A 26,254-nucleotide genomic window follows, 5' to 3' on the forward strand; every position below is an offset into this window, starting at 1 on the left:
GCCACTTTTGCGCGCAATCCCCCCCACTAACCTGCCCGCGCACGCGTTTCCCGGGGGGGGCCCCCCCCCCCGGCGGGGGGGGGGGCGGGGCCCCCCCGCCCCCCCCGCCTCCTGTCCGTGACGGGTGCGTCAGTTCGGGTGCGTCATGCTGAGCACGTCGAGGGCGCTGTCGAGCTGCTCCTCGGTGACCTCGCCCCGCTCGACGTGGCCGAGGGCGATCACGGCCTCGCGCACGGTGACGCCTTCCTGCACCGCGAACTTCGCGACCTTCGCCGCCGCCTCGTACCCGATCACGCGGTTGAGCGGGGTGACGATGGACGGCGAGGACTCGGCGAACGCGCGGGCGCGATCGAGGTTCGCCTCGAGCCCGTCGATCGTCTTGTCGGCGAGCACCCGCGAGCTGTTCGCGAGCAGGCGGATCGACTCGAGCAGCGCGGTGCCCATGACGGGGATCGCGACGTTCAGCTCGAACGCACCGGAGGCGCCCGCCCACGCGATGGTGGCGTCGTTGCCGATCACGCGTGCGGCGACCATGAGCGTGGCCTCGGGGATGACGGGGTTGACCTTGCCGGGCATGATCGACGAGCCGGGCTGGAGGTCCGGGATGTGCAGTTCGCCGAGCCCGGTGTTCGGCCCCGAGCCCATCCACCGGAGGTCGTTGTTGATCTTCGTCAGGCTGACCGCGATGACCTTGAGTGCCCCGGACGCCTCGACCAGGGCGTCCCGGGCGCCCTGCGCCTCGAAGTGGTCGAGCGCCTCGGTGACGGGCAGCCCGGTGTCGCTCGCGAGCTGGGCGATGACCCGCTGCGGGAAGCCCTTCGGCGTGTTGATCCCGGTGCCGACGGCCGTGCCGCCGAGCGGGACCTCGGCCACGCGGGGGAGCGTCGCGTTCACCCGCTCGATGCCGAGACGGACCTGGCGCGCGTAGCCGCCGAACTCCTGCCCGAGGGTGACGGGCGTGGCGTCCATGAGGTGCGTGCGGCCGGACTTCACCGCGTCGGCCCAGAGCGTGGCCTTCGCCTCGAGCGACTCGGCGAGGTGCTCGAGCGCCGGGACGAGCGTGCGGATGAGGGCCTCGGTCACGGCGACGTGCACCGACGTCGGGAACACGTCGTTCGAGGACTGCGAGGCGTTCACGTGGTCGTTCGGGTGCACCGGGGCGCCTGCGACCTCGGACGCGAGGGTCGCGAGGACCTCGTTCATGTTCATGTTCGACGAGGTCCCGCTGCCGGTCTGGTAGACGTCGACGGGGAACTGGTCGTGGTGGGCGCCACCGATGATGGTGTCCGCCGCCTCGACCACGGCAGCGGCCAGGGTCGGGTCGACGATGCCGAGCTCACCGTTGACGATCGCGGCCGCCCGCTTGATCCGGGCGAGGGCGACGATCTGGGCCGACTCGAGCCCGCTCCCGGAGATCGGGAAGTTCTCCACCGCGCGCTGCGTCTGCGCCCGGTAGAGCGCGGACACCGGCACCCGGACCTCGCCCATGGTGTCGTGCTCGATGCGGTACTCGCCGGAGCTGTCGGTCACGGTGGTCGGGGTGGTGTCGGTCACGTCGTCGTGGTCCTTCCTGGGGTGCTCGCCGGCCGCGGTCGCGCCGGCTGGTGGGTGTCCCGATGGTGTCGGGGACGGGTCGTCGTGGCGGTCGGTCAGGCCTGGCCCACGACGGTGTCGACGGCGACCTCGCCCGTGGTGAGGTCGTAGGTCGCGCCGACGACGGCCAATCTACCCTCGGCGATCGCGTCCGAGACGGCACCGGAGCGTTCGATCACCTGCCGGAGCGTGGCTTCGAGGTGGGCGGCGCCGACGGATTCCTGCGGGACGTCGGCGTCGGTGGTGCGGACGCGCTCGACGCTCGGGGCGATGGCGTCGACGAGGGCCTGCAGGTGCGGGGCGGGGACGGGCTCGCCGGAGCGGGCGGCCGCGACGGCGCCGCACTTGGTGTGCCGGAGGACGACCACGAGCGGCGTGCCGAGCGCGACGACGGCGAACTCGATCGATCCGAGCACGACGTCGTCGACGATCTGGCCGGCGTTGCGGATGGCGAAGAGGTCACCGATGCCGGCGTCGAACACGTGCTCGAACGGCACGCGGGAGTCCGAGCAGCCGAGGACGGTGGCGAACGGTGCCTGCGAGCCGGCGAGTTCCGAGCGGCGGTCCGGGTCGATCCGGCCGGTGCGGCGCTTGTCGGCGGCGAAGCGGGCGTTGCCCTCGACGAGGAGTCGGAGGGCGTCGGACGGGGTGGAGGCGGCGCGGTCGGGCATGGGGCTCCTCGGGTGCTTCGGGTGTGACGGGTCGTGGTCGTGCTGCTGCTGCGGCGGGTGTTTGCTCGTCAGTTCGCGAACTGCTTGCTGACGGCGGTCGCGACGGTCCGGAACGAGGTGTCGTCGGCGGTGCCCGACAGGACGACGGTGCCCTGGTCGAACGTCGACACGAGCGAGTACGCCTGGTTGCCCGCGTCGTCGCCCTCGGCCCGACGGTCGTACACGGTCCACTTCGTCCCCGCGATCGTGCGGGTGCCGGTGGCGGCGTGCTGGTCGAGCTGGTTCGACACCCAGGTCGCGTTCGCGTCGATGCCCTGCTGCAGGCCGATGTACTGCTTGTCCGGCGTGAGCAGGCCGACGGTCCAGACGCTCACTCCATCCGACGTCTTGTCCTGGTAGTCGGCACGGTTGGACGAGAAGTCCCCCGGCAACGCGGGCGCGGCGAGCGTGACGCCCGGCACCTGGGCCTGCGAGGCCACCTGGGGGTAGTCGACCGTCCGGTCGCCGATCGTGGTGTCCGGACGCACGACGACCGCGACGAGGAACAGCACGATGCCGAGCGACGCGATGAGTGCGAGCACGAGGTTGAACGCGGTCTGGTGCTGCCGCCGGGCGGTGCGGGCAGCGTCCTTGCGCGCCCAGGTCTCCTCCGGTGTCTCGGGGCGGCCCAGCTCGGCGACGATCGGGCGGCCGTCGGCGTCGGTCATCGCGCTGCGCCGTCCTCGGACTCGGACGCGGCGCGTGCTGCGTCGAGCCGGGCCCGGGCGCCGACGAGCCACTCTTCGCACCGGGCGGCCAGGGACTCGCCCCGTTCCCACAGGGACAGCGAGCGTTCGAGCGTGGCCGATCCCTGTTCGAGTTCGGCGACGACGCGCACGAGTTCGTCGCGCGCCGCTTCGTAGCTCAGCGACCGGACGTCGGGCTGCTCGGGTTCCTGCTGGGATGACACCCCTCGATCCTACCGAGCGCCCACCGACGTGCCGCTCCCGGGAGCGAACCCGTGGAGAACCCGCAGCCGGGTCAGGCCCCGTCCGGACCGGGACCGTCCGGCTCGAGCGTGCCGGTGGCGGTGCCCGCGCCGAGCGTCACGTGCACGGGCGTCGCACCGCTGAGGTCCTCCGAGCCCCGCACCACGCCGCCGTCGGCCGTCTGCACGATCGCGTAGCCGCGCCGCAGGGTGTCCCGCGGCGACAGCGCCCGGAGCCGGGCGGTGAGGTGTCCGACCTCGGAGTGGGAGCGTTCGAGCCGGCGGTCGAGGAGTTCACGGGCGCGGGAGAGGTCGCGCGCCACCTCTTCCGCGCGGGTGTCGACGAGCCAGGCGGTGGACGCCAGGGCGGGGCGGGAGCGCAGGGCCGCGATCCGGTCCGCCTCGACCGAGAGGGTGTGCGACAACCGGAGCCCGAGTCGTGCCCGCGCCTGCCGGACGTTGGCGAGTTCCTCGGCGACGTCGGGCACCACGCGCTTGGCCGCGTCGGTCGGGGTGGAGGCACGGAGGTCGGCGACCTCGTCGAGGATCGGCCGGTCGGCCTCGTGCCCGATCGCCGAGACGATCGGGGTGCGCGCAGCGGCCGCGGCACGGACGAGTCCCTCGTCGCTGAAGCCGAGCAGGTTCTGGAAGTCGCCGCCGCCGCGGGCCACGATGATGACGTCGACGGTCGGGTCGGCGTCGAGCTCGAGGATCGCCGCGGTGACCTCGCTCACGGCGCGCTCGCCCTGCACGGCCGTGTGGACCGTCCGGAACTCGACCTGCGGCCACCGGAGCTGGGCGTTGCGCTTGACGTCCTTCTCGGCGTCGGAGTCCTTGCCGGTGATCAGCCCGATCCGGTGCGGCAGGAAGGGAAGGCGCTTCTTCCGGGACGGGTCGAACAACCCTTCCGCGGCGAGGGTGCGGCGCAGGCGTTCGAGCCGCTCGAGCAGGTCACCCAGTCCGACGTGCTTCATCTCGACGACCTGCATCGTCAGCGAGCCGCCCTTGACCCAGTAGTTCGGCTTGACGGCCGCGACGACCCGGTCGCCCTGCTTGATGTCCGCGGGGACCCGGGACCGCACGCTCGACCAGATCGAGAACGACACCGTGGCGTCGACGTCGACGTCCTTGAGCTTGCCGTAGACGTTGCCGCCCGCGACGTTCCACTGGGTGATCTCGCCCTCGACCCAGGCGGTGCCGAGCCGGTCGATCCAGTCGCGGAGCTTCGCGCCGAGCAGCGCGACGGGCCACGGGTCGTCAGCCGTCGGGGGACCCTGTTCGATCGCCAATGTCGTTCCTTCCACGCGGGACGTCCATGCTGCCCGAGACCGGTGACAGCGCGCTCCGGACGGGTTGTCCACAGGTCCGTGCGCGCTCAGCCCGCGCGCGTCCCGCTCACCTATCATCGGGGACGTGACGATCACCAACGGCCACACGGTCCCGCTCGCCCCGCCGCGGGTCCTCGCGGCGCGCGGCCGCCTGCGGGACGAGCCGGTCGCCGGCACGAAGAAGGTCCTGCTCGCCGCCCCCCGCGGGTACTGCGCGGGCGTCGACCGCGCCGTGGTCGCGGTCGAGAAGGCGCTCGAGCAGTACGGCGAGCCCGTGTACGTCCGCAAGCAGATCGTCCACAACGTCCACGTCGTGTCGACGCTCGAGCAGCGCGGAGCGGTCTTCGTCGACGACGTCGCCGAGGTCCCGCGCGGCTCGCACGTGGTCTTCAGCGCGCACGGCGTCTCACCGGCCGTGGTGGCCGGCGCCGCCGACCGCGACCTGCACGCCATCGACGCCACGTGCCCGCTCGTCACGAAGGTCCACAGAGAGGCGACGCGCTTCGCGAAGGCCGACCGCACCATCATCCTCATCGGGCACGCCGGCCACGAAGAGGTCGAGGGCACCATGGGCCACGCACCCGACCGCACGATCCTGGTCAACGGGCCGGACGACGTCGCCGCGCTCGAGGTCCCCGACCCCGAGAACCTCGTCTGGCTCTCGCAGACCACGCTGAGCGTCGACGAGACGATGGAGACCGTCCGGCTCCTGCGCGAGAAGTTCCCCGCGATCGAGGACCCGCCCTCCGACGACATCTGCTACGCCACCCAGAACCGCCAGGTCGCGATCAAGAAGGTCGCCCCCGGAGCCGACCTCGTGATCGTGGTCGGCTCGGCGAACTCCTCGAACAGCGTCCGCCTGGTCGAGGTCGCGCTGGAGCACGGCGCGAAGGCCGCACACCGCGTCGACTACGCCGCCGAGATCCAGCAGAACTGGCTCACCGGAGTCGGCACCGTCGGCGTCACGAGCGGCGCCAGCGTGCCGGAAGAGCTCGTCACCGAGGTCCTCGACCAGCTCGCGGACGCCGGCTACGCCACGGTGGAAGAGGTCGTCACGGCGCACGAGGACCTCATGTTCTCGCTGCCGAAGGAGCTCCGCACGGACGCGTCGGGCAACCCCACGCGAGCACTCGGCGGGCGTCGACGGTGAGCGGGGGCACGGACGGCTGGTCCGCGGTGCCCGCCCGCGAGCCGGGTCAGGTCGTCGATCCCTCCCTCGGCCAGGAGGCGCGGCGCACCCCCGCCACGTCGGCCGACGGTGACGCGCACGGTCGCGTCCACGGCCGTCCGGCACCGCAGTACGGCGAGTACGCGCCCGACGGTTGGGTGAACCCGGTGCTCGTCGAACAGGAGCGCCTCGAGCAGCAGGAGCGCTCGCTCGCCCGGCGTGACGGGACGGCCGAGGACGCCGGAAGTGACCGACGCCGGTCCGGGGCGCCAGTGGCACCGCGGCCCGCCGTCGTCGGCCGGAGCGAGGGGGAGTCTCGTCCGACCCCTCCCGCCGGTCGGTTCGGCGCAGCTCCCATCGACTTCGTGCTGACCGTCGGCCTGCTCGTCATCGGACTGTGGTCGGTCGTCGAGTCGCTGTCGATCGGCACCACCGCGTCCACCATCCGCAGTGTCGTCGAGCAGCAGTACACCGAGTTGGCGAACCCGGCTGCGCTCTCGACAGCGGTGCTCATCCGGGCGTTCGTGCTGGTCGTGCTCTTCGTGCTGGTCGCGTGGTGGTCGGTCCGTCGCCTGCGCGCCCGTCGGTGGACCTTCTGGGTGCCGCTCGTCGGCGGTGTCGTCGCGACGCTGCTGGGCATGGTCCCGGTGCTGGTCGCCGTGTTCCAGGATCCCCGGATGCAGGAGGTCCTGCACCGGATGGCCGGCGGCTGATCACCCCTCGAACGTCGCACGCATCCGTTCGGCGACCTGGTCGAGGTGCTCGGTGAGCGGCGCGGTGTCGCCGTCGGCGAGCCACCGTTCGAGCGCGATCTCGAACAGCTCGACCGTCAACCCGCCGAGCACCCGCGCGGCGAGGGGTTCCTCGCCACGGTCGACGAAGCCCTGCGTGACGGCGTCGCGGAGGTCCGCCTGCTTGCGCAGGTCCCGCTCGCGGAGGATCGGTTCGGCGTCGATGACGCGGCGAGCGGACCGGATCTCGTCGCGCTGCGGCTCGAACCGTTCGACGGCGAGCACCCGAAGCCCGTGGGTCACGATCGTGAGCGGCGTCGTGCCGGCCGGAGCGCGCGAGATCGCCCCGGCGGCGATGCGCGGGATCTCGTCGTCGCCGAAGAACACCTCGCGCTTGTCGCTGAAGTGCCGGAAGAACGTCCGTTTCGTCACCCCTGCACGGAGGACGATGTCCGGAACGGTCGTCGCGGCGAAACCCCGCTCGGCGAAGAGTTCGAGCCCGGCGGCCCGCAGTCGTTCCCTGGTGTCCGGTGCCCATCTGGCCATGTTCCGAGCATAAGCGATGACACCAGGTGTCGTCAGTCGGTAGAGTGACGACACCACGTGTCATCACTCTGCAGAAGGGCACACCCGTGTCACAGCACTCCGCCGCCGTCCTCCGCACCTCCCGCGCACCCCTCGTCGTCGAGCCGGTCCCGGACCCCGAACCCGCCGCGGACGAAGTGCTCGTGCGGGTCCGAGCGGTCGCCGTGAACCCGGTCGACTGGGTGATCCAGGGCACGGGCTCGGTGACCTACCGGTGGCTCCGTCACCCGGCGGTGCTCGGGTCGGACGTCGCGGGTGAGGTTCTGGCAGTGGGGTCCGGGGTCACTCGCTTCAGCATCGGGGACCGGGTGTTCGGGCTGGCGACGGGCACCGACCGGGGACGTGACCCGATGCGCGAGGGCGCGTTCCAGGAGACGACGGTGCTGCTCGAGCGGTTGACCGCCGCGACACCCGCCGGCTTGTCGGACGCGCAGGCCGCGGTCCTGCCGCTCGGCGCATCGACCGCCGCCTGCGCGCTCTTCCAGCCGGCGCACCTCGGCCTCGCGATGCCGGGCGAAACCGGCGTACCCGAGGGTGAACGGGGCGTCGTCGTGGTGTGGGGCGGCTCGACGAGTGTCGGGATGAACGCCGTCCAGCTCGCCCGAGCCGCGGGCTACGACGTCGTCAGCACGGCGTCACCCCGGAATGCGGCGCTCGTCCGGTCGCTCGGTGCCGACGTCGTCGCGGACCACGGTGACCCGCACGCCGTCGAGCACCTCGTCGAGGGCATCGGCGGGCGCAGGGTCGTCGGTGCCGTCGCGCTCGGCACGACCTCGGCAGCGGCGTGCATCGAGGTGCTCCGACGAACCGGGGGCAGCGTCCTCGCGATGGCGAGCACGCCGGTCTCGCTCGACGGGCTCGCGGGACGCCGACGGCTGTTCCCGGCGATGCTGCCCGTCTTCACGCGGGTCGGACTGACCATGGCGCGGCTCTCCCTGCGCGCACGACGGGCCGGCATCGCGTCGGCGTTCGTCTGGGGGAGCAGCCTGCGCGACGACGAGGTGGGTCGTCGACTCTGGAGCGAGGTGCTCGGAGCCGGCCTGGCCGACGGGACGCTCCGCCCGGTCCCTGAGGCGCTCGTGGTCGGCGAGGGCCTCGGATCGGTGCAGACCGCGATCGACCGGCAGCGGGCCGGTGTGTCCGCGCAGAAGGTGGTCGTGACGCTGTAGCTGGTCGCCCGACCGCTCCGCCCGGCTCGGCTACCCGGCCAGGAACGCGGCGACGGCGCCGTGCAGGGACGCGAGGTCGTCGACGTGCACGAGCTCGCGGATCGAGTGCATCGACAGCAGCCCGACGCCGATGTCGATCGTCGGGATCCCGAGCCGGGTCGCCGCGATCGGGCCGATGGTCGAGCCGCCCGGGATCGTGTTCACGTTGACGAACGGCTGCCACGGCACGCCCGCGGCGGCACACGCGGTGGCCCAGAGGGCCTCGCCCTTCGCCTCGGTCATGTAGCGCTGGTTCGCGCTGATCTTCAGGAGCGGGCCCGCTCCCGGACGCGGACGGTTCGTGGGGTCGTGCTTCTCCGGCTGGTTCGGGTGCACCAGGTGCCCGGCGTCGCTCGACAGCAGCCACGAGGCACGGAACGCCCGCGCGGCTTCGGAACGGGTGGCGCCGAGGCCCTCCTGCACGCGACCGAGGACGTCCTCGAGGAAGGGACCGCCGGCACCGGACGGCGTCGAGGACCCGATCTCCTCGTGGTCGAACGCCGCGAACACGGGGATGTGGTCGCCGTCGGCCGGGGCCTCGACGATGCCGCGGAGTCCGGCGTGCACGCTCGTCAGGTTGTCCATTCGGCCCGAGGCGAGGAACTCGCGGTCGATGCCGATGCGCGCGGGAGCCTGGGTGTCGGCGAGGAAGAGGTCCCACGACACGGCGCCGTCGCCGAGCCGGGCGCGCAGCCACGACACCACGTCGGTCCCGCCCGCGTCGCCGTCGACCCCGACGATCGGCAGGGTGTGCCGCTGGCGGTCGATCTCCTTGCCGTCGTTCACGCCGCGGTCGAGGTGGATCGCGAGGTTCGGGATGCGGGCGACGGCGTCGGTGGACACCAGGCGGACCGTCCCGTCCGCGTCGACGACCCGGCCGGCGATGCGGAGGTCGCGGTCGAACCACGTGGAGAGGAGCGCGCCGCCGTAGACCTCGACGTTCAGCTGCTCCCAGCCGCCGGTGCGCACGCCGGGGTTCGGCTTGATGCGGAACCCGGGGGAGTCGGTGTGGGCGCCGAGGATCCGGAACGGGGTGGTCGGGGTGGCCCCGGACGGCAGACGCCAGGCGATGACGGCACCGTCCCGGACCACCACGTACGCGCCGGGCGTCGTCGGCCAGGCACCGAGCTCGTCGAGCTCCTCGAACCCCGCGGCGACGAGGCGGTCCCGGACGGCCGCTGCCGCGTGGAACGCGGTGGGGGACTCGGTGACGAACTGGGCGAAGTCGGAGGCGATGGCGTCGGCGGTCACCCGACCATCGTGGCACGGCGGCGGAGGTGACCGGACGCAGAACGGGGCGCGTCCGTCGGACGCGCCCCGTTCCTCCAGGCTGTTGCTCGGGGTGTCAGCCCTTGGTGTGGCCGGCCGAGCCGAGCACCTTCGCGGCCTCGCCCACGCGAGCCGCCATGGCGGTCTCGGCGACCTTGCCCCAGGCGCGCGGGTCGTACTGCTTCTTGTTGCCGACCTCGCCGTCGATCTTCAGGACGCCCTCGTAGTTCCGGAACATCGAGTCGGCGATCGAGCGCGTGAACGCGTACTGCGTGTCCGTGTCGATGTTCATCTTGATGACGCCGTTGCGGACGGCCTCGTGGATCTCGTCGTCGGTCGAGCCGGAGCCACCGTGGAAGACGAGGTCGAGCGGGTTCTCGCCCGTGCCGTGCTTGGCCGCGACCGAGGCCTGGATCTCGCCGAGGAGCTCGGGGCGGAGCTTGACGTTGCCCGGCTTGTAGACGCCGTGCACGTTGCCGAACGTGAGCGCGGCGATCCAGCGCCCCTTGTCGCCCAGGCCGAGTGCGTCGACGACCCGCTCGACGTCGTTCGGGGTCGTGTACAGGGCTTCGTTCGTGCCCTCGTGCTCGACGCCGTCCTCTTCGCCGCCGACGACGCCGATCTCGACCTCGAGGATCGCGTTGATGTTCCGCGTCTTCTCGATCATGGTCTTGGCGATCTCGATGTTCTCGTCGAGCGGCACGGCTGAGCCGTCCCACATGTGCGACTGGAAGATCGGGTTGCGGCCGGCGCGGACCTCTTCCTCGCTCGCTGCGATGAGCGGCAGGACGAAGCCGTCGAGGGCGTCCTTCGGGCAGTGGTCGGTGTGCAGCGCGACGGTGATGTCGTAGTTCTTCGCGACCTCGTGGGCGAACTTCGCCATCGCGAGGGCACCGGCGGCGCGGTTCTTGACGGTGTGGCCGGCGAAGTAGTCGGCGCCACCCGTGGTCACCTGGAGGATGCCGTCCGAGCCCGCCTCGGCGAGGCCCTGGAGGACCGCGTTGATCGTCTGTGACGACGACACGTTGACGGCGGGGTACGCGAACTTGCCGGCCTTCGCTCGTTCGATCATCTCGGCGTACTGTTCCGGCGTTGCGATGGGCACGTGGATCTCCTTCGACTTCGGTGGTGTCCTCGCCGATCGTAGTCAGCCGGACTGGAGTGTGACTCGACGGCGGTCGGTAGGCTGGCGGTCGTGACTCCCACGACGGAAACCGGCTCCCTGTTCCTCCAGCCCGACCGCAACCTGGCGCTCGAGCTCGTGCGTGCGACGGAGGCCGCGGCGATCCGTGCGCAGCCGTGGGTCGGGCGTGGTGAGAAGAACCTCGCGGACGGTGCCGCCGTCGACGCGATGCGGAAGTTCCTCGGCACGGTGAACTTCGACGGCGTGGTCGTCATCGGCGAGGGCGAGAAGGACAACGCCCCGATGCTCTACAACGGCGAGCACGTCGGCAACGGGCACGGCCCGGCCTGCGACATCGCCGTGGACCCGATCGACGGCACCTCGCTGACCGCCGCGGGTCGCCAGAACGCGATCTCGGTGATGGCCGTCTCGGACCGCGGCTCGATGTACGACCCGTCCGCCGTGTTCTACATGGACAAGATCGCCGCCGGCCCCGAGGGGCGCGGCGTCCTCGACCTCGAGAAGCCCATCGGTGACAACATCCGTGCGCTCGCGAAGGCGAAGGGCAAGGACCTCGAGGACATGCAGATCGCCGTCCTCGACCGTCCCCGCCACGACGAACTCATCCGGGCGATCCGTGCGACCGGTGCCGGTACCCGTCTGCTGCTCGACGGTGACGTCGCCGGTGGCATCGCGGCGGCGCTGCCCGGGTCGACGATCGACATGTGCGTCGGTGTCGGCGGTACCCCGGAGGGCATCATCACCGCGTGCGCGATCAAGGCGCTCGGCGGTGTGATCCTCGGCAAGCTCCAGCCGAAGGACGACGAGGAGCGTGAGAAGGCGATCGCCGCCGGACACGACCTCGACAAGGTCCTCGACCAGGACGACCTGGTCACGGGCGACAACACGTTCTTCGTCGCGACGGGTGTCACCGACGGTGTGCTCGTGGACGGTGTCCGCCGGTCGCGCGGCGTCATCCACACGGACTCGCTCGTGCTGCGGTCCCGCTCGAACACGATCCGTCGCATCCAGGCGGACCACCGCGCGGAGAAGTGGTTCTGATCCGCTGACGCCGCGGCGCGCTGCTGCGGCCGCCGCCGCTGCGCGGCGCAAATCGCGTTCGCACAACCGAAGTCCGTCCGAACCACGTTCCCGCGTGGTTCGGACGGACTTTCGTTGTGCGGTGCGGTGCGGTGCGGAGCGGGGCGCGGGGCGGTGCGGTGCGCGGCGCGGGGCGCGGCGCGGCGCGGCGCGGCGCGCGGTGCGGCGCGGGGCGGCGCAGCGCGCCGGCGCGCGCGCTCAGTCGTCGTCGAGGGCGCCGACGAGCTCCGGCGCGGTGAGCAGCCGCGGCTCGTCGGTGATCGTCGCCGGGTCCGCGATGACCTTCGACTCGTCGAGGAGCGACAGCCGCCGGGCGCTCGGCAGGACCTGGCGTTCGAGCGACCCCACGAACCGGTTGTAGTCGACCACGGAGCCCCGGATCGACCGCCCGAGCTTGTCGAGGTGTCCGGCCATGGTGGCCAGGCGGCTGTAGAGCTCGCGGGAGACGCGGAAGAGCTCGTGCGCCTCTTGCGAGACGACGTCCTGCTGCCACGAGAACGCCACGGTCTTCAGCACCGACCACAGCGTCACCGGCGACGCGAGTGCGATGCGCTTGCGGAACGCGTGGTCGAGCAGCCCGGGGTCGGCGGCGAGGGCGCTCGAGATGAGCGACTCCGACGGGATGAACGCCACGGTGAGCTCGGGCGACGCGTCGTAGCCGGTCCAGTACTCGCGCGCGGCGAGGGCGTCGACGTGCGCCCGCAGTGCCTTGACGTGCTGCCCGATGAGCGCATCGCGCCGGGCTCCCTCGGCGCCGGTCGCGGTCGCCGGGATCTCGGCAGCCTGCAGGTAGGCGCTGAACGGGACCTTGGCGTCGACGGCGATGGTCTTGCCACCCGGCAGGTGCACGACCATGTCGGGGCGCGCGGTGCCGGCGGTCGTGGTGACGGAGGACTGCACGTCGAAGTCGACGCGCTCGAGGAGCCCCGCGGCCTCGACCACGTTGCGCAGCTGGGTCTCGCCCCAGACGCCGCGCGTGCTGTTCGACGACAGGGCGCTGGCCAGCGTGTCGGCGGTGGCGCGCAGGCGTTCCTCGGACTCGGCAGCGGAGCGCAGCTGTGCCGAGAGGGCCCCGTACTGCTCGCTGCGGGACTGTTCGAGCTCGGCGATCTTGGCGCGCATGACGTCGAGCGTCTGGGCGACCGGGCTGAGCGCGGAGAGCACCTTCGACTCGCCCTGGGTCCGGGCGGCGTCGGCGCCGTGCATGCGCTGGACGAGGTGCTCGAGTTCGGCCGCCCGGCGTTCGAGCGAGTCGACCTGCCGCCGGTACTGCGCGTCCTGCGCGTCGAGCCGTTCCTCGGCGTCGCGACGGACCTCGTCGAGGCGCGACCGGAGCGCCTCGGCGCTGGCGCGGGACGTGGCGGCGTCCACGCCGGCGCGGGACCGCGCGAGCGACCAGGCGACGACCGCACCGACGGCGACGCCGATCACGAGACCGATGACCAGGGCGAGGATCTGCATGTCGCGACCTTGGCAGGACCCACCGACACCGCGCCTCCTGGGCCGCCCGAATCCATGTCATGACATTAGGGCAAACAAGGTGTACAGTCGTGATCGTCCGCCGATGAAGCCGCACGGAAGGTCCCCCGCGTCGCATGACGAACCCAGCTCCCCACGCGTACGACGTGATCACGATGGGACGTGTGAGCGTCGACATCTACCCGCAGCAGACGGGGCCGCTCGAAGACGTCTCGACGTTCTCGAAGTCCGTCGGCGGCAGCGCCACGAACGTCGCGATCGCAGCAGCCCGGCACGGAGCCGACGCGGCGGTCATCACGCGCACGGGCAACGACCCGTTCGGCCGCTACATCGCCAGGACCCTGCCGGAGTTCGGTGTCGCGAACGCCTTCGTCGAGACGGTCGAGGGGCTGAACACCCCCGTCGCGTTCTGCGAGATCTTCCCGCCGGACGACTTCCCGCTGTACTTCTACCGGGCACCCAAGGCTCCGGACCTCATGATCACGGCGAAGTCCCTGCCGCTGCACGAGATCGAGCGGGCGAAGATCTTCTGGACGACGGTCACCGGCCTCAGCGAGGAGCCGAGCCGCCAGGCCCACCACGTGGCGTACGAAGCGCGCAGTGCCGCCGCGTCCCCGACCGCCCGGCACACCGTGCTCGACCTCGACTACCGGTCCATGTTCTGGTCGTCGCCCGAGGCCGCGACGCGCGAGGTCGCCGTCGCCCTCGAACACGCGACCGTCGCCGTGGGCAACCGCGAGGAGTGCGAGGTGGCCGTCGGTGAGACCGACCCCGTCCGCGCCGCCGACGCCCTGCTCGAGCGCGGGGTCGAGATCGCCATCGTCAAGCAGGGGCCGAAGGGCGTCCTCGCCAAGACCCACGACGAGTTCGTCGAGTTCCGCCCGCACCACATCGACGTCGTCAACGGTCTCGGATCGGGCGACGGCTTCGGCGGGGCACTCACCCACGGACTGCTGCAGGGCTGGGGGCTCGAGCGGACCCTCGCGTTCTGCAACGCCGCCGGCGCGATCGTCGCGACCCGGTTCGAGTGCTCCACCGCGATGCCGACGAGCGACGAGATCGAGCAGTTCCTGCAGGACAACCCCACGGAGGAGGCCGTCAATGCCTGAGATCAGCACCGCCGACTTCGCGCGGCTGCGGGACGTCCGCGCCGGGCAGCCGGAGCTCGTGCGGGCCGCGCTCGACGCCCGACGCAAGCGCTCCCTGCTCGCCGACGACGGCAAGCTCTTCATCGTGGCCGCCGACCACCCGGCACGCGGAGCCCTGGCCGTCCGGAACGACGAGTCCGCCATGGCCGACCGGTACGACCTGCTCGAGCGGCTCGTCACGGCGCTCGGACGCCCCGGCGTGGACGGGGTGCTCGGCACGCCGGACATCCTCGAGGACCTCGCACTCCTGGGTGCCCTCGACGACAAGGTCGTGGTCGGCTCGATGAACCGCGGTGGCCTCCGGGGCGCGACGTTCGAGATGGACGACCGCTACACGGCGTACTCGGCGCAGGCCATCAAGGACTCCGGGCTGGACTTCGCCAAGCTCCTGGTGCGCATCGCCCTGGAGGACTCGGGCACCGCCCCGACCCTCGAGGCCACGGCCCGGGCGGTCAGCGAGGCGGCTGCGCTCCGGCTGCCGATCATGCTCGAGCCGTTCATGTCCGCGTGGCAGGACGGCCGGGTCGTCAACGACCTGACCGCCGACGCTGTGATCACCTCGATGGCGATCGCCGCGGGACTGGGGGAGTCGAGCGCGTACAGCTGGCTCAAGATCCCGGTCGTGGACGACATGGAGCGGGTGATGGCCGCGACGACGCTGCCGACCCTGCTGCTCGGCGGGGACCCGTCGACCCGTCCGCTCGAGACCTACGCCAAGTGGGCCGACGCGCTGGCACTCCCCGGGGTGCGCGGCCTGGTCGTCGGCCGCACGCTGCTCTACCCGCCGGACGGCGACGTCACCGCAGCCGTGGACGTGGCCGCCGGGCTCGTCCACACCCAGGAGGCGCCTGAAGGCGCGTCCGGGGGGTCCGTCCACACCCAGGAGGCCCGGGCCGGGTTCTCCACAGAATCCCACGACCCAGCCGCTCGGCTCGCGGGCGCCACCACCATGGACTCGTCCATCCCGGAAGGAAGCAACGCATGACCACCACCGAGACCGCCACCACGACCATCGGGCACTGGATCGACGGGGCACGCGTCGCGTCGACGTCCGGCAACACGGCCCCGGTGTACGACCCGGCGCTCGGGGTCGCGACGAAGCAGGTCGCCCTCGCGAACGAGGAGGAGATCCAGGCGGCGATCGCGAGTGCGAAGGCGGCGTTCCCGGCGTGGAGCAACCTGTCGCTGTCGAAGCGCCAGCAGATCCTGTTCTCCTTCCGCGAGGTCCTCAACCGCGACAAGGCGGAGCTCGCCGAGATCATCACGAGCGAGCACGGCAAGGTCATCGACGACGCCCTCGGCGAGATCGCCCGCGGGCAAGAGGTCGTCGAGCTGGCGACGAACATCCCGAGCCTGCTCAAGGGTGAGTTCAGCGACCAGGTGTCGACCGGCATCGACGTGTACTCGATCCGTCAGCCGCTCGGTGTCGTCGGCATCATCAGCCCGTTCAACTTCCCCGCCATGGTGCCGCTGTGGTTCCTGCCGATCGCGATCGCTGCGGGCAACACCGTCGTGCTGAAGCCGAGCGAGAAGGACCCGAGCGCCGCGATCTGGCTCGCCGAGAAGTTCAAGGAGGCCGGACTGCCCGACGGTGTCTTCACCGTCCTGAACGGCGACAAGCTGAGCGTCGACGGGCTCCTCACCAGCCCCGACGTCGAGTCGATCTCCTTCGTCGGGTCGACCCCGATCGCGCAGTACGTCTACGAGACGGGCACGAAGCACGGCAAGCGCGTGCAGGCCCTCGGCGGTGCGAAGAACCACATGCTGGTCCTGCCGGACGCGGACCTCGACCTCGTCGCGGACAACGCCATCAACGCGGGCTTCGGCTCCGCCGGTGAGCGCTGCATGGCGATCTCGGTCGTCGTCGCCGTCGAGCCGGTGGCCGACGAGCTCATCGAGAAGATCACGGAGCGCGCGGCGACCCTGCGCATCGGCGACGGTCGTCGCGGGTGCGACATGGGCCCGCTCGTCACGAAGCAGCACCGTGACAAGGTCGCCTCGTACATCGAGGTCGCAGAGCAGGACGGTGCGGTGGTTGTGGTGGACGGCCGCACCGTCCGACCCGACGGCGACGAGAACGGCTTCTGGCTGGGCCCGACGCTCATCGACCGGGTCCCCACCACGAGCCGCGTCTACACCGAGGAGATCTTCGGCCCGGTGCTCAGCGTCGTCCGCGTCGCCTCCTACGAGGAGGGCCTCGAGCTCATCAACAGCGGGGCGTTCGGCAACGGCACCGCCATCTTCACCAACGACGGCGGCGCTGCCCGTCGCTTCCAGCGCGACGTGCAGGTCGGCATGATCGGCATCAACGTGCCGATCCCCGTCCCCGTCGCGTACTACTCGTTCGGTGGCTGGAAGAACTCGCTGTTCGGCGACCACAAGGCGTACGGCGCCGACGGCGTGAGCTTCTTCACCCGCCAGAAGGCGATCACGAGCCGCTGGCTCGACCCGTCGCACGGCGGCATCAACCTCGGCTTCCCGTCGAACGGCTGAGCGCTCGTGACGACCGACAACTGGTTCAACCCCGCCGGCTCCCGCCCCGAGGCGGGCTGGACGGACGTGATCGACGGCCGTGTCGCGGGGTGGGCGCACACCGGTCTGCGGACCGGCGCGCTGACCGACGGGGGCGAGCTGCGCCTCCAGGCCGACGCCGTGGAGCGCATCGTCGTGCCGCTCGCCGGATCGTTCCACGTCACGTACGCGGGCGCCGCCGGGAACGGCGACCAGGCCCTCGACGGACGTTCGAGCGTGTTCGACGGACCGACCGACGTCCTGTACCTCGGTTCGGGGACGGAGGCGCGGATCACCGGCACCGGTCGGCTCGCGGTCGCCGAGGCACCCACCGACACCGTCAAACCGACGACGTACGTGGCCCGGCAGGACGTGCCGGTCGAGCTCCGCGGTGCCGGGCAGTCCAGCCGGCAGGTGCACAACTTCGGCACCCCGGCCGCGCTCGACGCGGACAAGTTCATCGTGTGCGAGGTGATCACGCCGGCCGGCAACTGGTCGTCGTACCCGCCGCACAAGCACGACACGACCGTGCCCGGCGAGGAGTCGAACCTCGAGGAGATCTACTACTACGAGTCCGCCGTCGCGCGCGGGGACTCCGCACCGACCACCGCCGACCCGTTCGCACTGCACCGGACCTACGCGTCCGACGACCGCGCGATCGACGAGTTCCGGCAGGTGCGGACCGGCGACATCGCCCTCGTGCCGTACGGCTGGCACGGTCCCGCCGTCGCGGCGCCGGGCTACGACATGTACTACCTCAACGTGATGGCCGGGCCCGACCCGGAACGCGTCTGGAACATCACCGACGACCCGGCGCACGGCTGGGTCCGCCAGGTGTGGGAATCCGAGTCGATCGACCCACGCCTGCCCTACGAAAGGAAGCTCGCGTGACCACCAACACGCGGAGGATGACCGTCGGCCAGGCACTCGTCGAGTTCCTGGCCAACCAGTGGACCGTCGACGGTGACGTCCGCGAACGCACCATCCCGGGGATCTTCGGCATCTTCGGGCACGGCAACGTCGCCGGCGTCGGCCAGGCCATCAAGCAGCTCCACGTCGAGCAGCCCGGCCTGCTGCCGTACCACCAGGCCCGCAACGAGCAGGCGATGGTGCACGAGGCCGTCGGCTTCGCCCGCATGCACCGCCGCCGTGCCACCTTCGCCGCGACGGCGTCGGTCGGCCCGGGCGCCGCGAACATGCTGACCGCCGCGGCGCTCGCGACGACCAACCGGCTGCCCGCACTCCTGCTGCCGTCGGACACCTTCGCCACGCGCACGACCGACCCGGTGCTCCAGCAGATCGAGCTGCCGCACGACACCTCGCTGCAGGTGACCGACGCGTTCCGTCCGCTGTCCCGGTACTTCGACCGCGTCGAGCGTCCGGAGCAGCTGTTCTCGATCGCGCTCGCGGCGATGCGGGTGCTCACCGACCCGGCCGAGACCGGCGCCGTGACCATCGCCCTGCCCGAGGACGTCCAGGCCGAGCGGCTCGACGTCCCCGTCGCCTTCCTGCAGCCGCGTGAGTGGCACATCCGCCGGCCGCTGCCCGAGCACGGCCCGCTGGCGCGTGCGGTCGCGGCGATCCGGGCGGCGAAGCGTCCCGTCATCGTCGCCGGCGGTGGCGTGCTGTACTCCGGTGCGGAGCAGGAACTCGCGGCGTTCGTCGAGGCCACCGGCATCCCGGTCGGCACCTCGCAGGCCGGCGGCGGGTCGCTCGTCTGGGACCACCCGCAGTACCTCGGCGGGATCGGCGCGACCGGCACCGCCGCGGCGAACGCGATCGCCGCGCAGGCCGACGTCGTCATCGGGATCGGGACGCGGTACAGCGACTTCACAACGGCCTCCCGGACGGCGTTCCAGGACCCGGACGTCACGTTCGTCAACGTCAACGTCGCCGCGTTCGACGCCTACAAGCACGGGTCGCAGTTGCCGATCGTCGCGGATGCGCGCGAGACGCTCGTCGCGCTCGCCGAGCACCTCGCCGCGTTCTCGGTGGACGCCGGGTACGCGGCCGAGATCGCGCAGCGGAAGCACGAGTGGGACGCCGTGGTCGACCAGGCCTTCGCACCGTCCGGCCTGGCCGTGCCCGGTCAGTCCGAGATCATCGGCGCGGTGCAGTCCGCCACCGATCCGCGCGACGTCGTCATCCAGGCGGCCGGATCGCTGCCGGGCGACCTGCACAAGCTCTGGCGGGTGCGGGACGCGCTCGGGTACCACGTCGAGTACGCGTTCTCGTGCATGGGCTACGAGATCGCCGGGGGCATCGGCGTCCGTCGTGCCGCGCCGGACCGCGACGCGATCGTCATGGTCGGCGACGGCAGCTACCTCATGCTGCACACCGAGCTCGTCACGGCCGTGGCCGAGGGCATCAAGATCGTGGTCGTCCTCATCCAGAACAACGGGTACGCGTCCATCGGGCACCTGTCCGAGACGGTCGGGTCCGAGCGGTACGGCACGAAGTACCGCTACCTCGACGAGACCGGCTCGTTCGAGGGCGACGACGTGCTCCCCGTCGACCTCGCCGCCAACGCCCGCTCGTACGGGGTCGACGTCATCGAGGTGCAGCCCGGGCCGAACGCGATCGAGGACCTCAAGTCCGCGGTGCGTCAGGCGAAGGCGAACGACCACACCACGCTCGTGCACGTCCACTCGGACCCGCTCGTCTACGCCCCCGAGGGCGACGGCTGGTGGGACGTCCCGGTCGCCCAGACCTCCACGCTGCCGAGCACCCAGCAGGCCCGCGCCGCGTACGAGCAGCAGGTCGCCGCGCAGCGTCCCCTGCTCGGCTGAACACCTCCCACCACACGCAGAAAGCAGACGACGACGTCATGACCGACACCGCCACCGCCACCGCCACCGACGCCATCCGGATCGGCACCGCCCCCGACTCGTGGGGCGTCTGGTTCCCCGACGACCCGAAGCAGGTCCCGTGGCAGCGCTTCCTCGACGAGGCGACCGCGGCCGGCTACAAGTGGATCGAGCTCGGGCCGTACGGGTACCTGCCCACCGACCCCTCGCAGCTGCGCGACGAACTGGAGTCCCGCGGGCTGCAGCTGTCAGCCGGCACCGTCTTCACCGGGTTCCACAAGGGCGACGACCAGTTCCAGCGCGCCTGGGACCAGGCCGTCAAGGTCGCCGGTCTCGCCGCCACGCTCGGCGCCGAGCACCTCGTGACCATCCCGGACCTCTGGCGCTCGGACGCCACGGAGGAGGTGCTCGAATCGCGCACGCTGACGGACGAGCAGTGGGAGCGCCTCGGCAAGGGCCACGACCAGCTCGGCAAGGCGCTGCTCGAGGAGTTCGGCGTGCACCAGCAGTTCCACACGCACGCGGACAGCCACGTCGGCACGTACACGGAGACCGTGCGCTTCCTGTCCGAGACGGACCCGGCGTACACGAACCTCTGCCTCGACACCGGTCACTTCGCCTACTACGGCGGCGACAACCTGAAGCTCATCGCCGAGCACCCCGAGCGCGTCGGCTACCTGCACCTCAAGCAGGTCGACACCGACCTGCTCCCCGACGTCCTGAAGAACGACGTCCCGTTCGCCACCGCGGTGGCGCAGGGGATCATGACCGAGCCGCCGCACGGCACGCCGGAGCTCGCGCCCATCATCGAGGCCGTCGCGAAGATCAACCCGGACATCTTCGGCATCGTCGAGCAGGACATGTACGGCTGCTCCGTCGACGCTCCCGGCCCGATCGCCGAGCGCACGTTCCAGCACATCTTCGGCTCGACCGCCGCCGCCCGCGCCCTCTGACACCCCCAGGAGAACCCAGCATGAGCACCACCGAGAACCTCCGCGTCGCCGTCGTCGGAGCGGGCGCGATGGGCAGCGACCACGTGCGTCGCATCACGTCGACCATCGCCGGCGCCGACGTCGTCGCGATCGTCGACCCCGACACCGCCCGGGCCACCGCGGCCGCGGCGAAGGCCCCGGGTGCGATCACCGCGTCGTCGTTCGAGGACGCACTCGACGCCACCCCGATCGACGCCGTCATCGTCGCGACCCCGGGCTTCCTGCACGAGCCCGTCCTCGTGCCCGCGATCGAGCGCGGACTCGCCGTCCTCTGCGAGAAGCCGCTCACGACGTCGGCCGCGGACTCCCTGCGGATCGTCGAGCTCGAGCAGGCGACGTCCGCCCGCCCGAAGATCCAGGTCGGCTTCATGCGCCGGTTCGACAAGGGCTACCAGGAGCTCCGTGCGCTGCGGGAGTCCGGGTCGAACGGTGCCCTGCTCGCGCTGCACCACGCGCACCGCAACCCGACGACCCCGCCGAACTTCAGCGAGTCGATGCTGATCCACGACTCGGTGATCCACGAGATCGACATCATCCCGTTCATCACGGGGGAGCCGATCGTCGCCGTCGAGGTGAAGAAGCCGCGCAAGAACTCCCTCGCACCGGCCGACCTGCCCGAGCCGCAGTTCGTCCTGTTCACCACCGAGTCGGGCACGATGGCGATCGTCGAGATCAACGTCAATGCCCAGTTCGGCTACCAGGTCACGACCGACGCGGTGTTCGAGTCGGGTGTCGCCTACATCGGCCGCGAGACCTCGCTGAACCTCGTGTCGCAGGGCGTGTCCGGCCAGGGCGTCACCCCGTCGTTCGTGGAGCGCTTCGGCGCCGCCTACGACGAGGAGGTCCAGCGCTGGGTCGACGCCGCCAAGACCGGCGGCATCGACGGGCCGAGCGCCTGGGACGGCTACACGGCGTCCGTCGTCGCCGAGGTGGCCGTGCGTGCGCAGCAGACCGGTGCGCTGGAGCAGGTCGCTTACGCCACCGCGAAGCCGGCGTTCTACGAGACGGCCTGATCGATGCCGAAGATCGCACTCGACCCGACGCCGTTCCACCACGACCTGTCGCTGCTGGAGTTCCCGCAGAAGGTCGCGGACCTCGGCTACGAGTACCTGCAGCTCACCCCGCACCAGGACTTCATCCCCTTCTACCGGCACCCGAAGGCCGACGACGACCTCGTCGACGCGTTCGCTGCAGCGTGCCGGAAGGCCGGGGTGCAGGTCGCGTCGGTCCTGCCGGTCCTCCGGTGGTCCGGGCCCGACCGTGACGCCCGCGAGGCCGCGGTGACGAAGTGGAAGCGGGTCATCGAGATCACGAAACGCCTCGGCGTCGACACGATCAACACCGAGTTCTCCGGCCGCCCCGAGCGCCCCGAGGAGTCCGAGGACGCCTTCTACCGCTCGATGGAGGAGCTCCTGCCGATCATCGAGGACGCCGGACTCCGCGTGCTCATCGATCCGCACCCGGACGACTTCGTCGAGGACGGCCTCGAGGCCCTCCGGGTCATCCGCGGCCTCAACTCGAAGCACGTCGGGTTCGTCTACGTCGCCTGCCACACCTTCCACTACGGCGGCAACATGGACGAGATCATCGACGCCGCGGGCGACTCGCTGCAACTCATCCATGTCGCCGACGCCTACGACCACCGACGGTCGCACGGCCTCCGCTACATCACGAACCCGCCGGGCAACCCCGTGCGCGTGCACCAGCACCTCCCCGTCGGGCAGGCGGACGTCGACTTCGACGCCTTCTGGGCCGCCCTCGACCGAGTCGGCTTCACGTCGCGCGAGGACACCGTCGCGGTGTCGAGCGTCTTCGCCGAGGACGAGAACGCCGACGAGGTCTCCCGCTTCCAGCTCGACACGATCACGAAGGGACTGAACCGATGACGACCGCCCTCGAGACCCCGACGCCCACCGGCACCGACGTCCGACCCGTCACCCTGCAGGCCGCGTCGCAGACCGTGACCGCCCTGTGGAACGACTCCGCCGATCCGCGCGAGCTGTCCACCGCGATCCACGAGTACGGTGCCGTCGGGGCGACCTGCAACCCGGTGATCGCGTACACCTGCATCCAGCAGGACCCCGACACCTGGGTCCCGCGCATCCGCGAGATCGCCGCCGAGCACCCGACCGCGGGGGAGTCCTGGATCGGCTGGAAGGCCGTCGAGGAGCTCTCGATCGCCGCTGCCGCGCAGCTGTTGCCCGCCTTCGAGGCGTCGGGTGGCCGCAACGGCCGGCTGAGCATGCAGACCGACCCGCGTCTCCACCGCGACCGGGACGCCCTCGTCGAACAGGCCGTGCGGTTCTCGCAGCTCGCGCCGAACATCATCGTGAAGATCCCCGCCACGAAGGTCGGCATCGCCGCCATCGAGGAGGCCGCGTACCGCGGTGTCTCGATCAACGCCACCGTGTCGTTCACCGTGCCGCAGGTCGTCGCCGTGGGCGAGGCCATCGAGCGCGCCCTCGACCGCCGTGCCGCCGAGGGTCTGCCCCAGCAGGAGTTCGGCCACGTCGTCACGCTGATGGCCGGCCGCTTCGACGACTGGCTCAAGACCGTCGTCAAGCGCGACCACGTGATGGTCGACCCCGGCATCCTCGAGTGGGCCGGTGTCGCTGCCGTGAAGCACGCGTACCGGGTGTTCCAGGAGCGCGGCTTCCGGTCGCGCGTGCTCGTCGCCGCCTTCCGGAACGCGATGCAGTGGTCGGAGTTCCAGGGTGGTGACCTCGTCGTGTCACCACCGTTCCAGTGGTCGAAGGACATCAACGACAACGCGTTCCCGTTCCGTCCGGACGCCATCCACGACGAGGTCCCCGCGCACGTCATCGACGCGCTGCGTGCGGCCACGCCGGAGTTCGCCCGGGGCTACGACGTCGACGGCATGACGATCGACGAGTTCGACCGCTTCGGCGCCACGGTGACCACGCTGCGCCAGTTCCTCGACGCCGACGCGAAGCTCGACGCCCTGGTCCGCGACATCATCGTGCCGGCAGCATGAGCGCAGCCGCGTCCGCCGACGTCGCCACCATCGGTGTCGGTCTCATCTCGGTCGGCTGGATGGGCCGGTTGCACTCCCGTGCCTACCGCGCCCTGCCCGACCACTTCCCGGAGCTCGGCGTCCACCCCCGGCTCGTCGTCGCCGCCGACCCGATCGAGGCTGCACGCGACCAGGCCGTGACCCGCCTGGGCTACGAGCGGGCCGTCGCCGACTACCACGAGGTCCTCGCCGACCCCGAGGTCGACGTCGTCTCGATCTGCTCGCCGAACTTCCTGCACCGCGAGATGGCGGTCGCCGCTGCCGAGGCGGGCAAGCCGTTCTGGATCGAGAAGCCGATGGGCCGGTACGCCAGCGACTCCCGACAGATCCACGAGGCCGTGCAGCGCGCCGGTGTCATCACGAGCGTCGGCTTCAACTACCGGCACGCCCCGGCGATCGAACGGGCGCGCGAACTCGTCCGCAGCGGGCGCCTCGGCCGGATCACGAACGTCCGCGGGTCGCTCCTCGCCGACTACTCGTCCGACCCCGCGGCGCCGCTGACCTGGCGCTTCGAGCGCGAGCGTGCCGGCTCGGGCGTCCTCGGCGACCTGCTCTCGCACGGGCTCGACCTGGCGCAGTACGTCGTCGGCCGGATCGCGTCCGTGACGGCGCTCGCGGAGACCTTCATCGTCGACCGACCGCTCCCCGGCGCTGGCATCGTCGACCGCAGCGCTGCCGCGACGGGGGAGCGGAAGCCCGTCGAGAACGAGGACTACGCGGCCCTGCTCTTCCGTTTCGAGGACGGCGCTGTCGGCACGATGGACTCCAGCCGCGTCATGCGGGGGCCGCACGCCGAGTACACGCTCGAGGTGTACGGCACGAAGGGCTCGGTGCGGTGGGACTTCCAGCGCCTCAACGAGCTCGAGGTCTACCTCGACGGGCAAGAGGTCGACGGCTACGCCACCCACTACGTGGCCGCGGGGGACGGCGAGTTCGCCCGTTTCCAGCCGGGCGCCGGCACCGCCATGGGGTACGACGACCTGAAGTCCGTCGAGGCCGCGCAGTTCATCGCGAGCGTCCGGCGCGGGGAGCAGCTCGCGCCATCGGTCGCCGACGGCCTGGCGGCTGCGTCGATCGTGGAAGCGGCGGAGGCGTCGCTCGCCGACGGGGCGTGGCACGAGGTGGCGCGCGTCGACGGACCGCTCACCTACGCGGCGGCGACCCCCGTGCTCTAGACGCACGACCCGACGGACGGGAGGCGCGGAGCCAGCTGGCACCGCGCCTCCCGTCTGCTCTGTCCTGCGGTCGCAATCCATGTTAGTTTGTCAGGACAAAGTATCGACCTGCAGGAGGCACCATGCCGCTCGTCCGTATCGACCTCGCCACCGGCCGCACGCCCGAGGCCGTGCGTGCCGTCGCCGACGCGATCCACACCGCCATCGTCGACGTGTACGGCATCCCCGCACGCGACCGGTTCCAGATCGTCACGGAGCACCCGGCGCAGCAGATCATCGCCGAGGACGCCGGACTCGGGTTCGAGCGCACCGACGGGGTCGTGATGATCCAGGTCTTCACGCAGCGCGGGCGCGACCAGGCCGCGAAGCAGGAGCTCTACCGCGCGATCCACGACAGCCTTGCCGGGGTCGGTGTCGCGTCCGAGGACGTCTTCATCGGGTACGTCGAGAACGGACCGGAGGACTGGTCCTTCGGCTTCGGCCGGGCGCAGTACGTGACCGGCGAACTCGGGGTCCCCTCGTTCGCCTGAGCGGGCCGCCTACTTGTCGACGAGCGTGACCTCGAACGAGTAACGGTCGGGGCGGTAGCAGTGCACGCCGTACTCGACCGCGCGGCCCGAGGCGTCGTACGCGGTGCGGCTCATCGTGAGCACCGGGTCGCCGTCCTCGATCTCGAGCAGGCCGGCCTCCTCGTCGGTGACCGCACGGGCGCCGATGCGCTGCTTCGCGACCCGCATGGTCACGCCGCGGCCGCGCAGGAGCTGGTACAGGCCATGGGTCTGCAGGTCGTCGTCGGTGATCTCGAGGAACTCCGGCGGCAGGTAGTTCTCGAGGATCGCCATCGGGACGTCCTCGGCGAAGCGCACGCGACGGATGTGGGCGACCGTGGTGCCCGGTGCGATGCCGAGCGCCTCGGCGACGGCGTCCGGGGCGGGCACGTCGTTGCGTTCGAGGAGCTTCGTCGCCGGCGCCTGCGACCCCTGTGCGAGGTCGTCGTAGAGGCTGGTCAGCTCGACCTTACGGGTCACCGGGCCGTGCACGACCTGGGTGCCGATCCCGCGCCGGCGCACGAGCAGGCCCTTGTCGACGAGGTCCTGGATCGCCCGGCGGATCGTCGGCCGGGACAGCCCGAGCCGCTCACCGAGGGCGATCTCGTTCTCGAGGCGGGCACCCGGGGGCATCGCGCCGGAGCGGATCGACTCCTCGATGCGCGAGGCGACCTGGAAGTACAGGGGCATCGGACCCGACCGGTCCAGGTCCATGAACAGGTCGGACGGCAGCTGGCCTTCGTTGGTCATCGCGGTCCTTCAGCAGTAGGGATTGTCGTGACAATACCACCGGGCCTGCGGCGGACCGGCCAGCGC

The 26,254-nt window shown here is 71.3% G+C and carries 25 protein-coding genes; 15 read left to right on the forward strand and 10 right to left on the reverse strand.

What is annotated here, in order from left to right; all coding sequences use genetic code 11:
- Positions 1 to 129 precede the first annotated feature (129 nt).
- The 5 genes from J2X60_RS17455 to xseA all read right to left on the reverse strand — a co-directional run bounded on the left by J2X60_RS17455 (position 130) and on the right by xseA (position 4,520).
- Entirely contained in the window at positions 130 to 1,530 is a 1,401-nt protein-coding gene (locus J2X60_RS17455) for an aspartate ammonia-lyase (RefSeq protein ID WP_092384906.1), read from the reverse strand.
- 119 nt (positions 1,531 to 1,649) lie between these two features.
- Positions 1,650 to 2,264 carry a carbonic anhydrase gene (locus J2X60_RS17460; protein ID WP_070416758.1) on the reverse strand — a complete coding sequence of 205 codons (615 nt, stop codon included), beginning with the start codon at positions 2,262 to 2,264 and terminating at the stop codon, positions 1,650 to 1,652.
- Between the two features lie 68 nt (positions 2,265 to 2,332).
- Positions 2,333 to 2,971: a DUF4245 domain-containing protein gene (locus tag J2X60_RS17465; protein WP_309889301.1), complete on the reverse strand. Its 639-nt coding sequence runs from the start codon at positions 2,969 to 2,971 to the stop codon at positions 2,333 to 2,335.
- Positions 2,968 to 3,213 (reverse strand): exodeoxyribonuclease VII small subunit, encoded by a 246-nt coding sequence (locus tag J2X60_RS17470; protein WP_022906010.1) that lies wholly within the window; start codon positions 3,211 to 3,213, stop codon positions 2,968 to 2,970. Before J2X60_RS17470 ends, J2X60_RS17465 begins: the two co-directional genes overlap by 4 nt.
- A gap of 71 nt (positions 3,214 to 3,284) precedes the next feature.
- Complete coding sequence (gene xseA / locus J2X60_RS17475) at positions 3,285 to 4,520, reverse strand: exodeoxyribonuclease VII large subunit (protein ID WP_309778863.1); 1,236 nt, start codon at positions 4,518 to 4,520, stop codon at positions 3,285 to 3,287.
- Positions 4,521 to 4,644: 124 nt separating this feature from the next.
- Between xseA and J2X60_RS17480 the strand changes: the two genes are divergently transcribed.
- Both J2X60_RS17480 and J2X60_RS17485 read left to right on the forward strand, forming a co-directional pair.
- On the forward strand, positions 4,645 to 5,709 hold the full coding sequence (locus J2X60_RS17480) for a 4-hydroxy-3-methylbut-2-enyl diphosphate reductase (RefSeq protein ID WP_396127726.1): 1,065 nt from the start codon (positions 4,645 to 4,647) through the stop codon (positions 5,707 to 5,709).
- Positions 5,706 to 6,440 carry a DUF6264 family protein gene (locus J2X60_RS17485; RefSeq protein WP_309889303.1) on the forward strand — a complete coding sequence of 245 codons (735 nt, stop codon included), beginning with the start codon at positions 5,706 to 5,708 and terminating at the stop codon, positions 6,438 to 6,440. Before J2X60_RS17480 ends, J2X60_RS17485 begins: the two co-directional genes overlap by 4 nt.
- Here J2X60_RS17485 and J2X60_RS17490 read toward each other — a convergent pair whose 3' ends face one another.
- The gene (locus J2X60_RS17490; RefSeq protein ID WP_309778865.1) at positions 6,441 to 7,004 is read right to left on the reverse strand and encodes a TetR family transcriptional regulator; all 564 of its coding nucleotides are present in this window, start codon (positions 7,002 to 7,004) and stop codon (positions 6,441 to 6,443) included.
- Between the two features lie 86 nt (positions 7,005 to 7,090).
- Between J2X60_RS17490 and J2X60_RS17495 the strand changes: the two genes are divergently transcribed.
- A complete protein-coding gene (locus tag J2X60_RS17495) occupies positions 7,091 to 8,212 on the forward strand; it encodes a zinc-binding alcohol dehydrogenase family protein (RefSeq protein WP_309889305.1) in 1,122 nt (373 codons plus the stop codon).
- A 30-nt stretch (positions 8,213 to 8,242) separates the two neighbouring features.
- Here J2X60_RS17495 and J2X60_RS17500 read toward each other — a convergent pair whose 3' ends face one another.
- Together J2X60_RS17500 and fbaA are read right to left on the reverse strand one after the other, a co-directional pair.
- Positions 8,243 to 9,502 carry a M18 family aminopeptidase gene (locus J2X60_RS17500; RefSeq protein ID WP_309889307.1) on the reverse strand — a complete coding sequence of 420 codons (1,260 nt, stop codon included), beginning with the start codon at positions 9,500 to 9,502 and terminating at the stop codon, positions 8,243 to 8,245.
- A 94-nt stretch (positions 9,503 to 9,596) separates the two neighbouring features.
- Positions 9,597 to 10,625, reverse strand: coding sequence for a class II fructose-bisphosphate aldolase (fbaA, locus tag J2X60_RS17505; RefSeq protein ID WP_309889310.1), 1,029 nt, complete (start codon positions 10,623 to 10,625; stop codon positions 9,597 to 9,599).
- A gap of 90 nt (positions 10,626 to 10,715) precedes the next feature.
- On the opposite strand from fbaA, the gene glpX reads away from it, so the two are divergent.
- Positions 10,716 to 11,705, forward strand: coding sequence for a class II fructose-bisphosphatase (glpX, locus tag J2X60_RS17510; protein WP_079238384.1), 990 nt, complete (start codon positions 10,716 to 10,718; stop codon positions 11,703 to 11,705).
- Between the two features lie 237 nt (positions 11,706 to 11,942).
- On the opposite strand, the gene rmuC is transcribed toward glpX, so the two are convergent.
- Complete coding sequence (rmuC, locus tag J2X60_RS17515) at positions 11,943 to 13,205, reverse strand: DNA recombination protein RmuC (protein WP_309889312.1); 1,263 nt, start codon at positions 13,203 to 13,205, stop codon at positions 11,943 to 11,945.
- A 173-nt stretch (positions 13,206 to 13,378) separates the two neighbouring features.
- On the opposite strand from rmuC, the gene iolC reads away from it, so the two are divergent.
- The 11 genes from iolC (at position 13,379) to J2X60_RS17570 (ending at position 25,420) form a co-directional block, all read left to right on the forward strand.
- Complete coding sequence (iolC, locus tag J2X60_RS17520) at positions 13,379 to 14,332, forward strand: 5-dehydro-2-deoxygluconokinase (RefSeq protein ID WP_396127756.1); 954 nt, start codon at positions 13,379 to 13,381, stop codon at positions 14,330 to 14,332.
- A complete protein-coding gene (locus J2X60_RS17525; RefSeq protein ID WP_309889314.1) occupies positions 14,325 to 15,356 on the forward strand; it encodes a deoxyribose-phosphate aldolase in 1,032 nt (343 codons plus the stop codon). The genes iolC and J2X60_RS17525 overlap by 8 nt, the downstream gene beginning before the upstream one ends.
- Positions 15,353 to 16,864 carry a CoA-acylating methylmalonate-semialdehyde dehydrogenase gene (locus tag J2X60_RS17530; RefSeq protein WP_309889318.1) on the forward strand — a complete coding sequence of 504 codons (1,512 nt, stop codon included), beginning with the start codon at positions 15,353 to 15,355 and terminating at the stop codon, positions 16,862 to 16,864. The genes J2X60_RS17525 and J2X60_RS17530 overlap by 4 nt, the downstream gene beginning before the upstream one ends.
- 6 nt (positions 16,865 to 16,870) lie before the next feature.
- Complete coding sequence (gene iolB / locus J2X60_RS17535) at positions 16,871 to 17,773, forward strand: 5-deoxy-glucuronate isomerase (RefSeq protein WP_309889324.1); 903 nt, start codon at positions 16,871 to 16,873, stop codon at positions 17,771 to 17,773.
- 17 nt (positions 17,774 to 17,790) lie between these two features.
- Positions 17,791 to 19,671, forward strand: coding sequence for a 3D-(3,5/4)-trihydroxycyclohexane-1,2-dione acylhydrolase (decyclizing) (gene iolD, locus J2X60_RS17540; protein ID WP_309889383.1), 1,881 nt, complete (start codon positions 17,791 to 17,793; stop codon positions 19,669 to 19,671).
- A gap of 38 nt (positions 19,672 to 19,709) precedes the next feature.
- Positions 19,710 to 20,642, forward strand: a complete 933-nt coding sequence (locus J2X60_RS17545) for a sugar phosphate isomerase/epimerase (protein ID WP_309889327.1) — start codon at positions 19,710 to 19,712, stop codon at positions 20,640 to 20,642.
- A gap of 20 nt (positions 20,643 to 20,662) precedes the next feature.
- On the forward strand, positions 20,663 to 21,694 hold the full coding sequence (locus tag J2X60_RS17550) for a Gfo/Idh/MocA family oxidoreductase (protein ID WP_309889329.1): 1,032 nt from the start codon (positions 20,663 to 20,665) through the stop codon (positions 21,692 to 21,694).
- 3 nt (positions 21,695 to 21,697) lie between these two features.
- Positions 21,698 to 22,567, forward strand: coding sequence for a sugar phosphate isomerase/epimerase family protein (locus J2X60_RS17555; protein ID WP_309889331.1), 870 nt, complete (start codon positions 21,698 to 21,700; stop codon positions 22,565 to 22,567).
- Complete coding sequence (locus J2X60_RS17560) at positions 22,564 to 23,676, forward strand: transaldolase family protein (protein WP_309889333.1); 1,113 nt, start codon at positions 22,564 to 22,566, stop codon at positions 23,674 to 23,676. Before J2X60_RS17555 ends, J2X60_RS17560 begins: the two co-directional genes overlap by 4 nt.
- A complete protein-coding gene (locus tag J2X60_RS17565; protein WP_309889335.1) occupies positions 23,673 to 24,890 on the forward strand; it encodes a Gfo/Idh/MocA family oxidoreductase in 1,218 nt (405 codons plus the stop codon). The genes J2X60_RS17560 and J2X60_RS17565 overlap by 4 nt, the downstream gene beginning before the upstream one ends.
- A gap of 122 nt (positions 24,891 to 25,012) precedes the next feature.
- Positions 25,013 to 25,420, forward strand: a complete 408-nt coding sequence (locus J2X60_RS17570) for a tautomerase family protein (protein WP_309889337.1) — start codon at positions 25,013 to 25,015, stop codon at positions 25,418 to 25,420.
- 9 nt (positions 25,421 to 25,429) lie between these two features.
- Here the strand turns inward: J2X60_RS17570 and J2X60_RS17575 are convergent, their stop codons facing one another.
- Positions 25,430 to 26,188, reverse strand: coding sequence for a GntR family transcriptional regulator (locus J2X60_RS17575; RefSeq protein ID WP_070416740.1), 759 nt, complete (start codon positions 26,186 to 26,188; stop codon positions 25,430 to 25,432).
- Positions 26,189 to 26,254: the final 66 nt, after the last annotated feature.

Source organism: Curtobacterium sp. 320 (assembly GCF_031455235.1).
Classification (GTDB): Bacteria; Actinomycetota; Actinomycetes; order Actinomycetales; family Microbacteriaceae; genus Curtobacterium.

What these genes read in the sequence shown, in the direction of transcription:
- iolD (WP_309889383.1), top strand. Translation starts at nt 17,791, where the DNA reads ATGACCGTCGGCCAGGCACTCGTCGAGTTCCTGGCCAACCAGTGGACC.
- J2X60_RS17530 (WP_309889318.1), top strand. Translation starts at nt 15,353, where the DNA reads ATGACCACCACCGAGACCGCCACCACGACCATCGGGCACTGGATCGAC.
- J2X60_RS17575 (WP_070416740.1), bottom strand. Translation starts at nt 26,188, where the DNA reads ATGACCAACGAAGGCCAGCTGCCGTCCGACCTGTTCATGGACCTGGAC.
- J2X60_RS17525 (WP_309889314.1), top strand. Translation starts at nt 14,325, where the DNA reads ATGCCTGAGATCAGCACCGCCGACTTCGCGCGGCTGCGGGACGTCCGC.
- J2X60_RS17460 (WP_070416758.1), bottom strand. Translation starts at nt 2,264, where the DNA reads ATGCCCGACCGCGCCGCCTCCACCCCGTCCGACGCCCTCCGACTCCTC.
- J2X60_RS17565 (WP_309889335.1), top strand. Translation starts at nt 23,673, where the DNA reads ATGAGCGCAGCCGCGTCCGCCGACGTCGCCACCATCGGTGTCGGTCTC.
- rmuC (WP_309889312.1), bottom strand. Translation starts at nt 13,205, where the DNA reads ATGCAGATCCTCGCCCTGGTCATCGGTCTCGTGATCGGCGTCGCCGTC.
- J2X60_RS17555 (WP_309889331.1), top strand. Translation starts at nt 21,698, where the DNA reads ATGCCGAAGATCGCACTCGACCCGACGCCGTTCCACCACGACCTGTCG.
- J2X60_RS17490 (WP_309778865.1), bottom strand. Translation starts at nt 7,004, where the DNA reads ATGGCCAGATGGGCACCGGACACCAGGGAACGACTGCGGGCCGCCGGG.
- J2X60_RS17465 (WP_309889301.1), bottom strand. Translation starts at nt 2,971, where the DNA reads ATGACCGACGCCGACGGCCGCCCGATCGTCGCCGAGCTGGGCCGCCCC.
- iolC (WP_396127756.1), top strand. Translation starts at nt 13,379, where the DNA reads ATGGGACGTGTGAGCGTCGACATCTACCCGCAGCAGACGGGGCCGCTC.
- J2X60_RS17570 (WP_309889337.1), top strand. Translation starts at nt 25,013, where the DNA reads ATGCCGCTCGTCCGTATCGACCTCGCCACCGGCCGCACGCCCGAGGCC.
- J2X60_RS17560 (WP_309889333.1), top strand. Translation starts at nt 22,564, where the DNA reads ATGACGACCGCCCTCGAGACCCCGACGCCCACCGGCACCGACGTCCGA.
- J2X60_RS17550 (WP_309889329.1), top strand. Translation starts at nt 20,663, where the DNA reads ATGAGCACCACCGAGAACCTCCGCGTCGCCGTCGTCGGAGCGGGCGCG.
- J2X60_RS17545 (WP_309889327.1), top strand. Translation starts at nt 19,710, where the DNA reads ATGACCGACACCGCCACCGCCACCGCCACCGACGCCATCCGGATCGGC.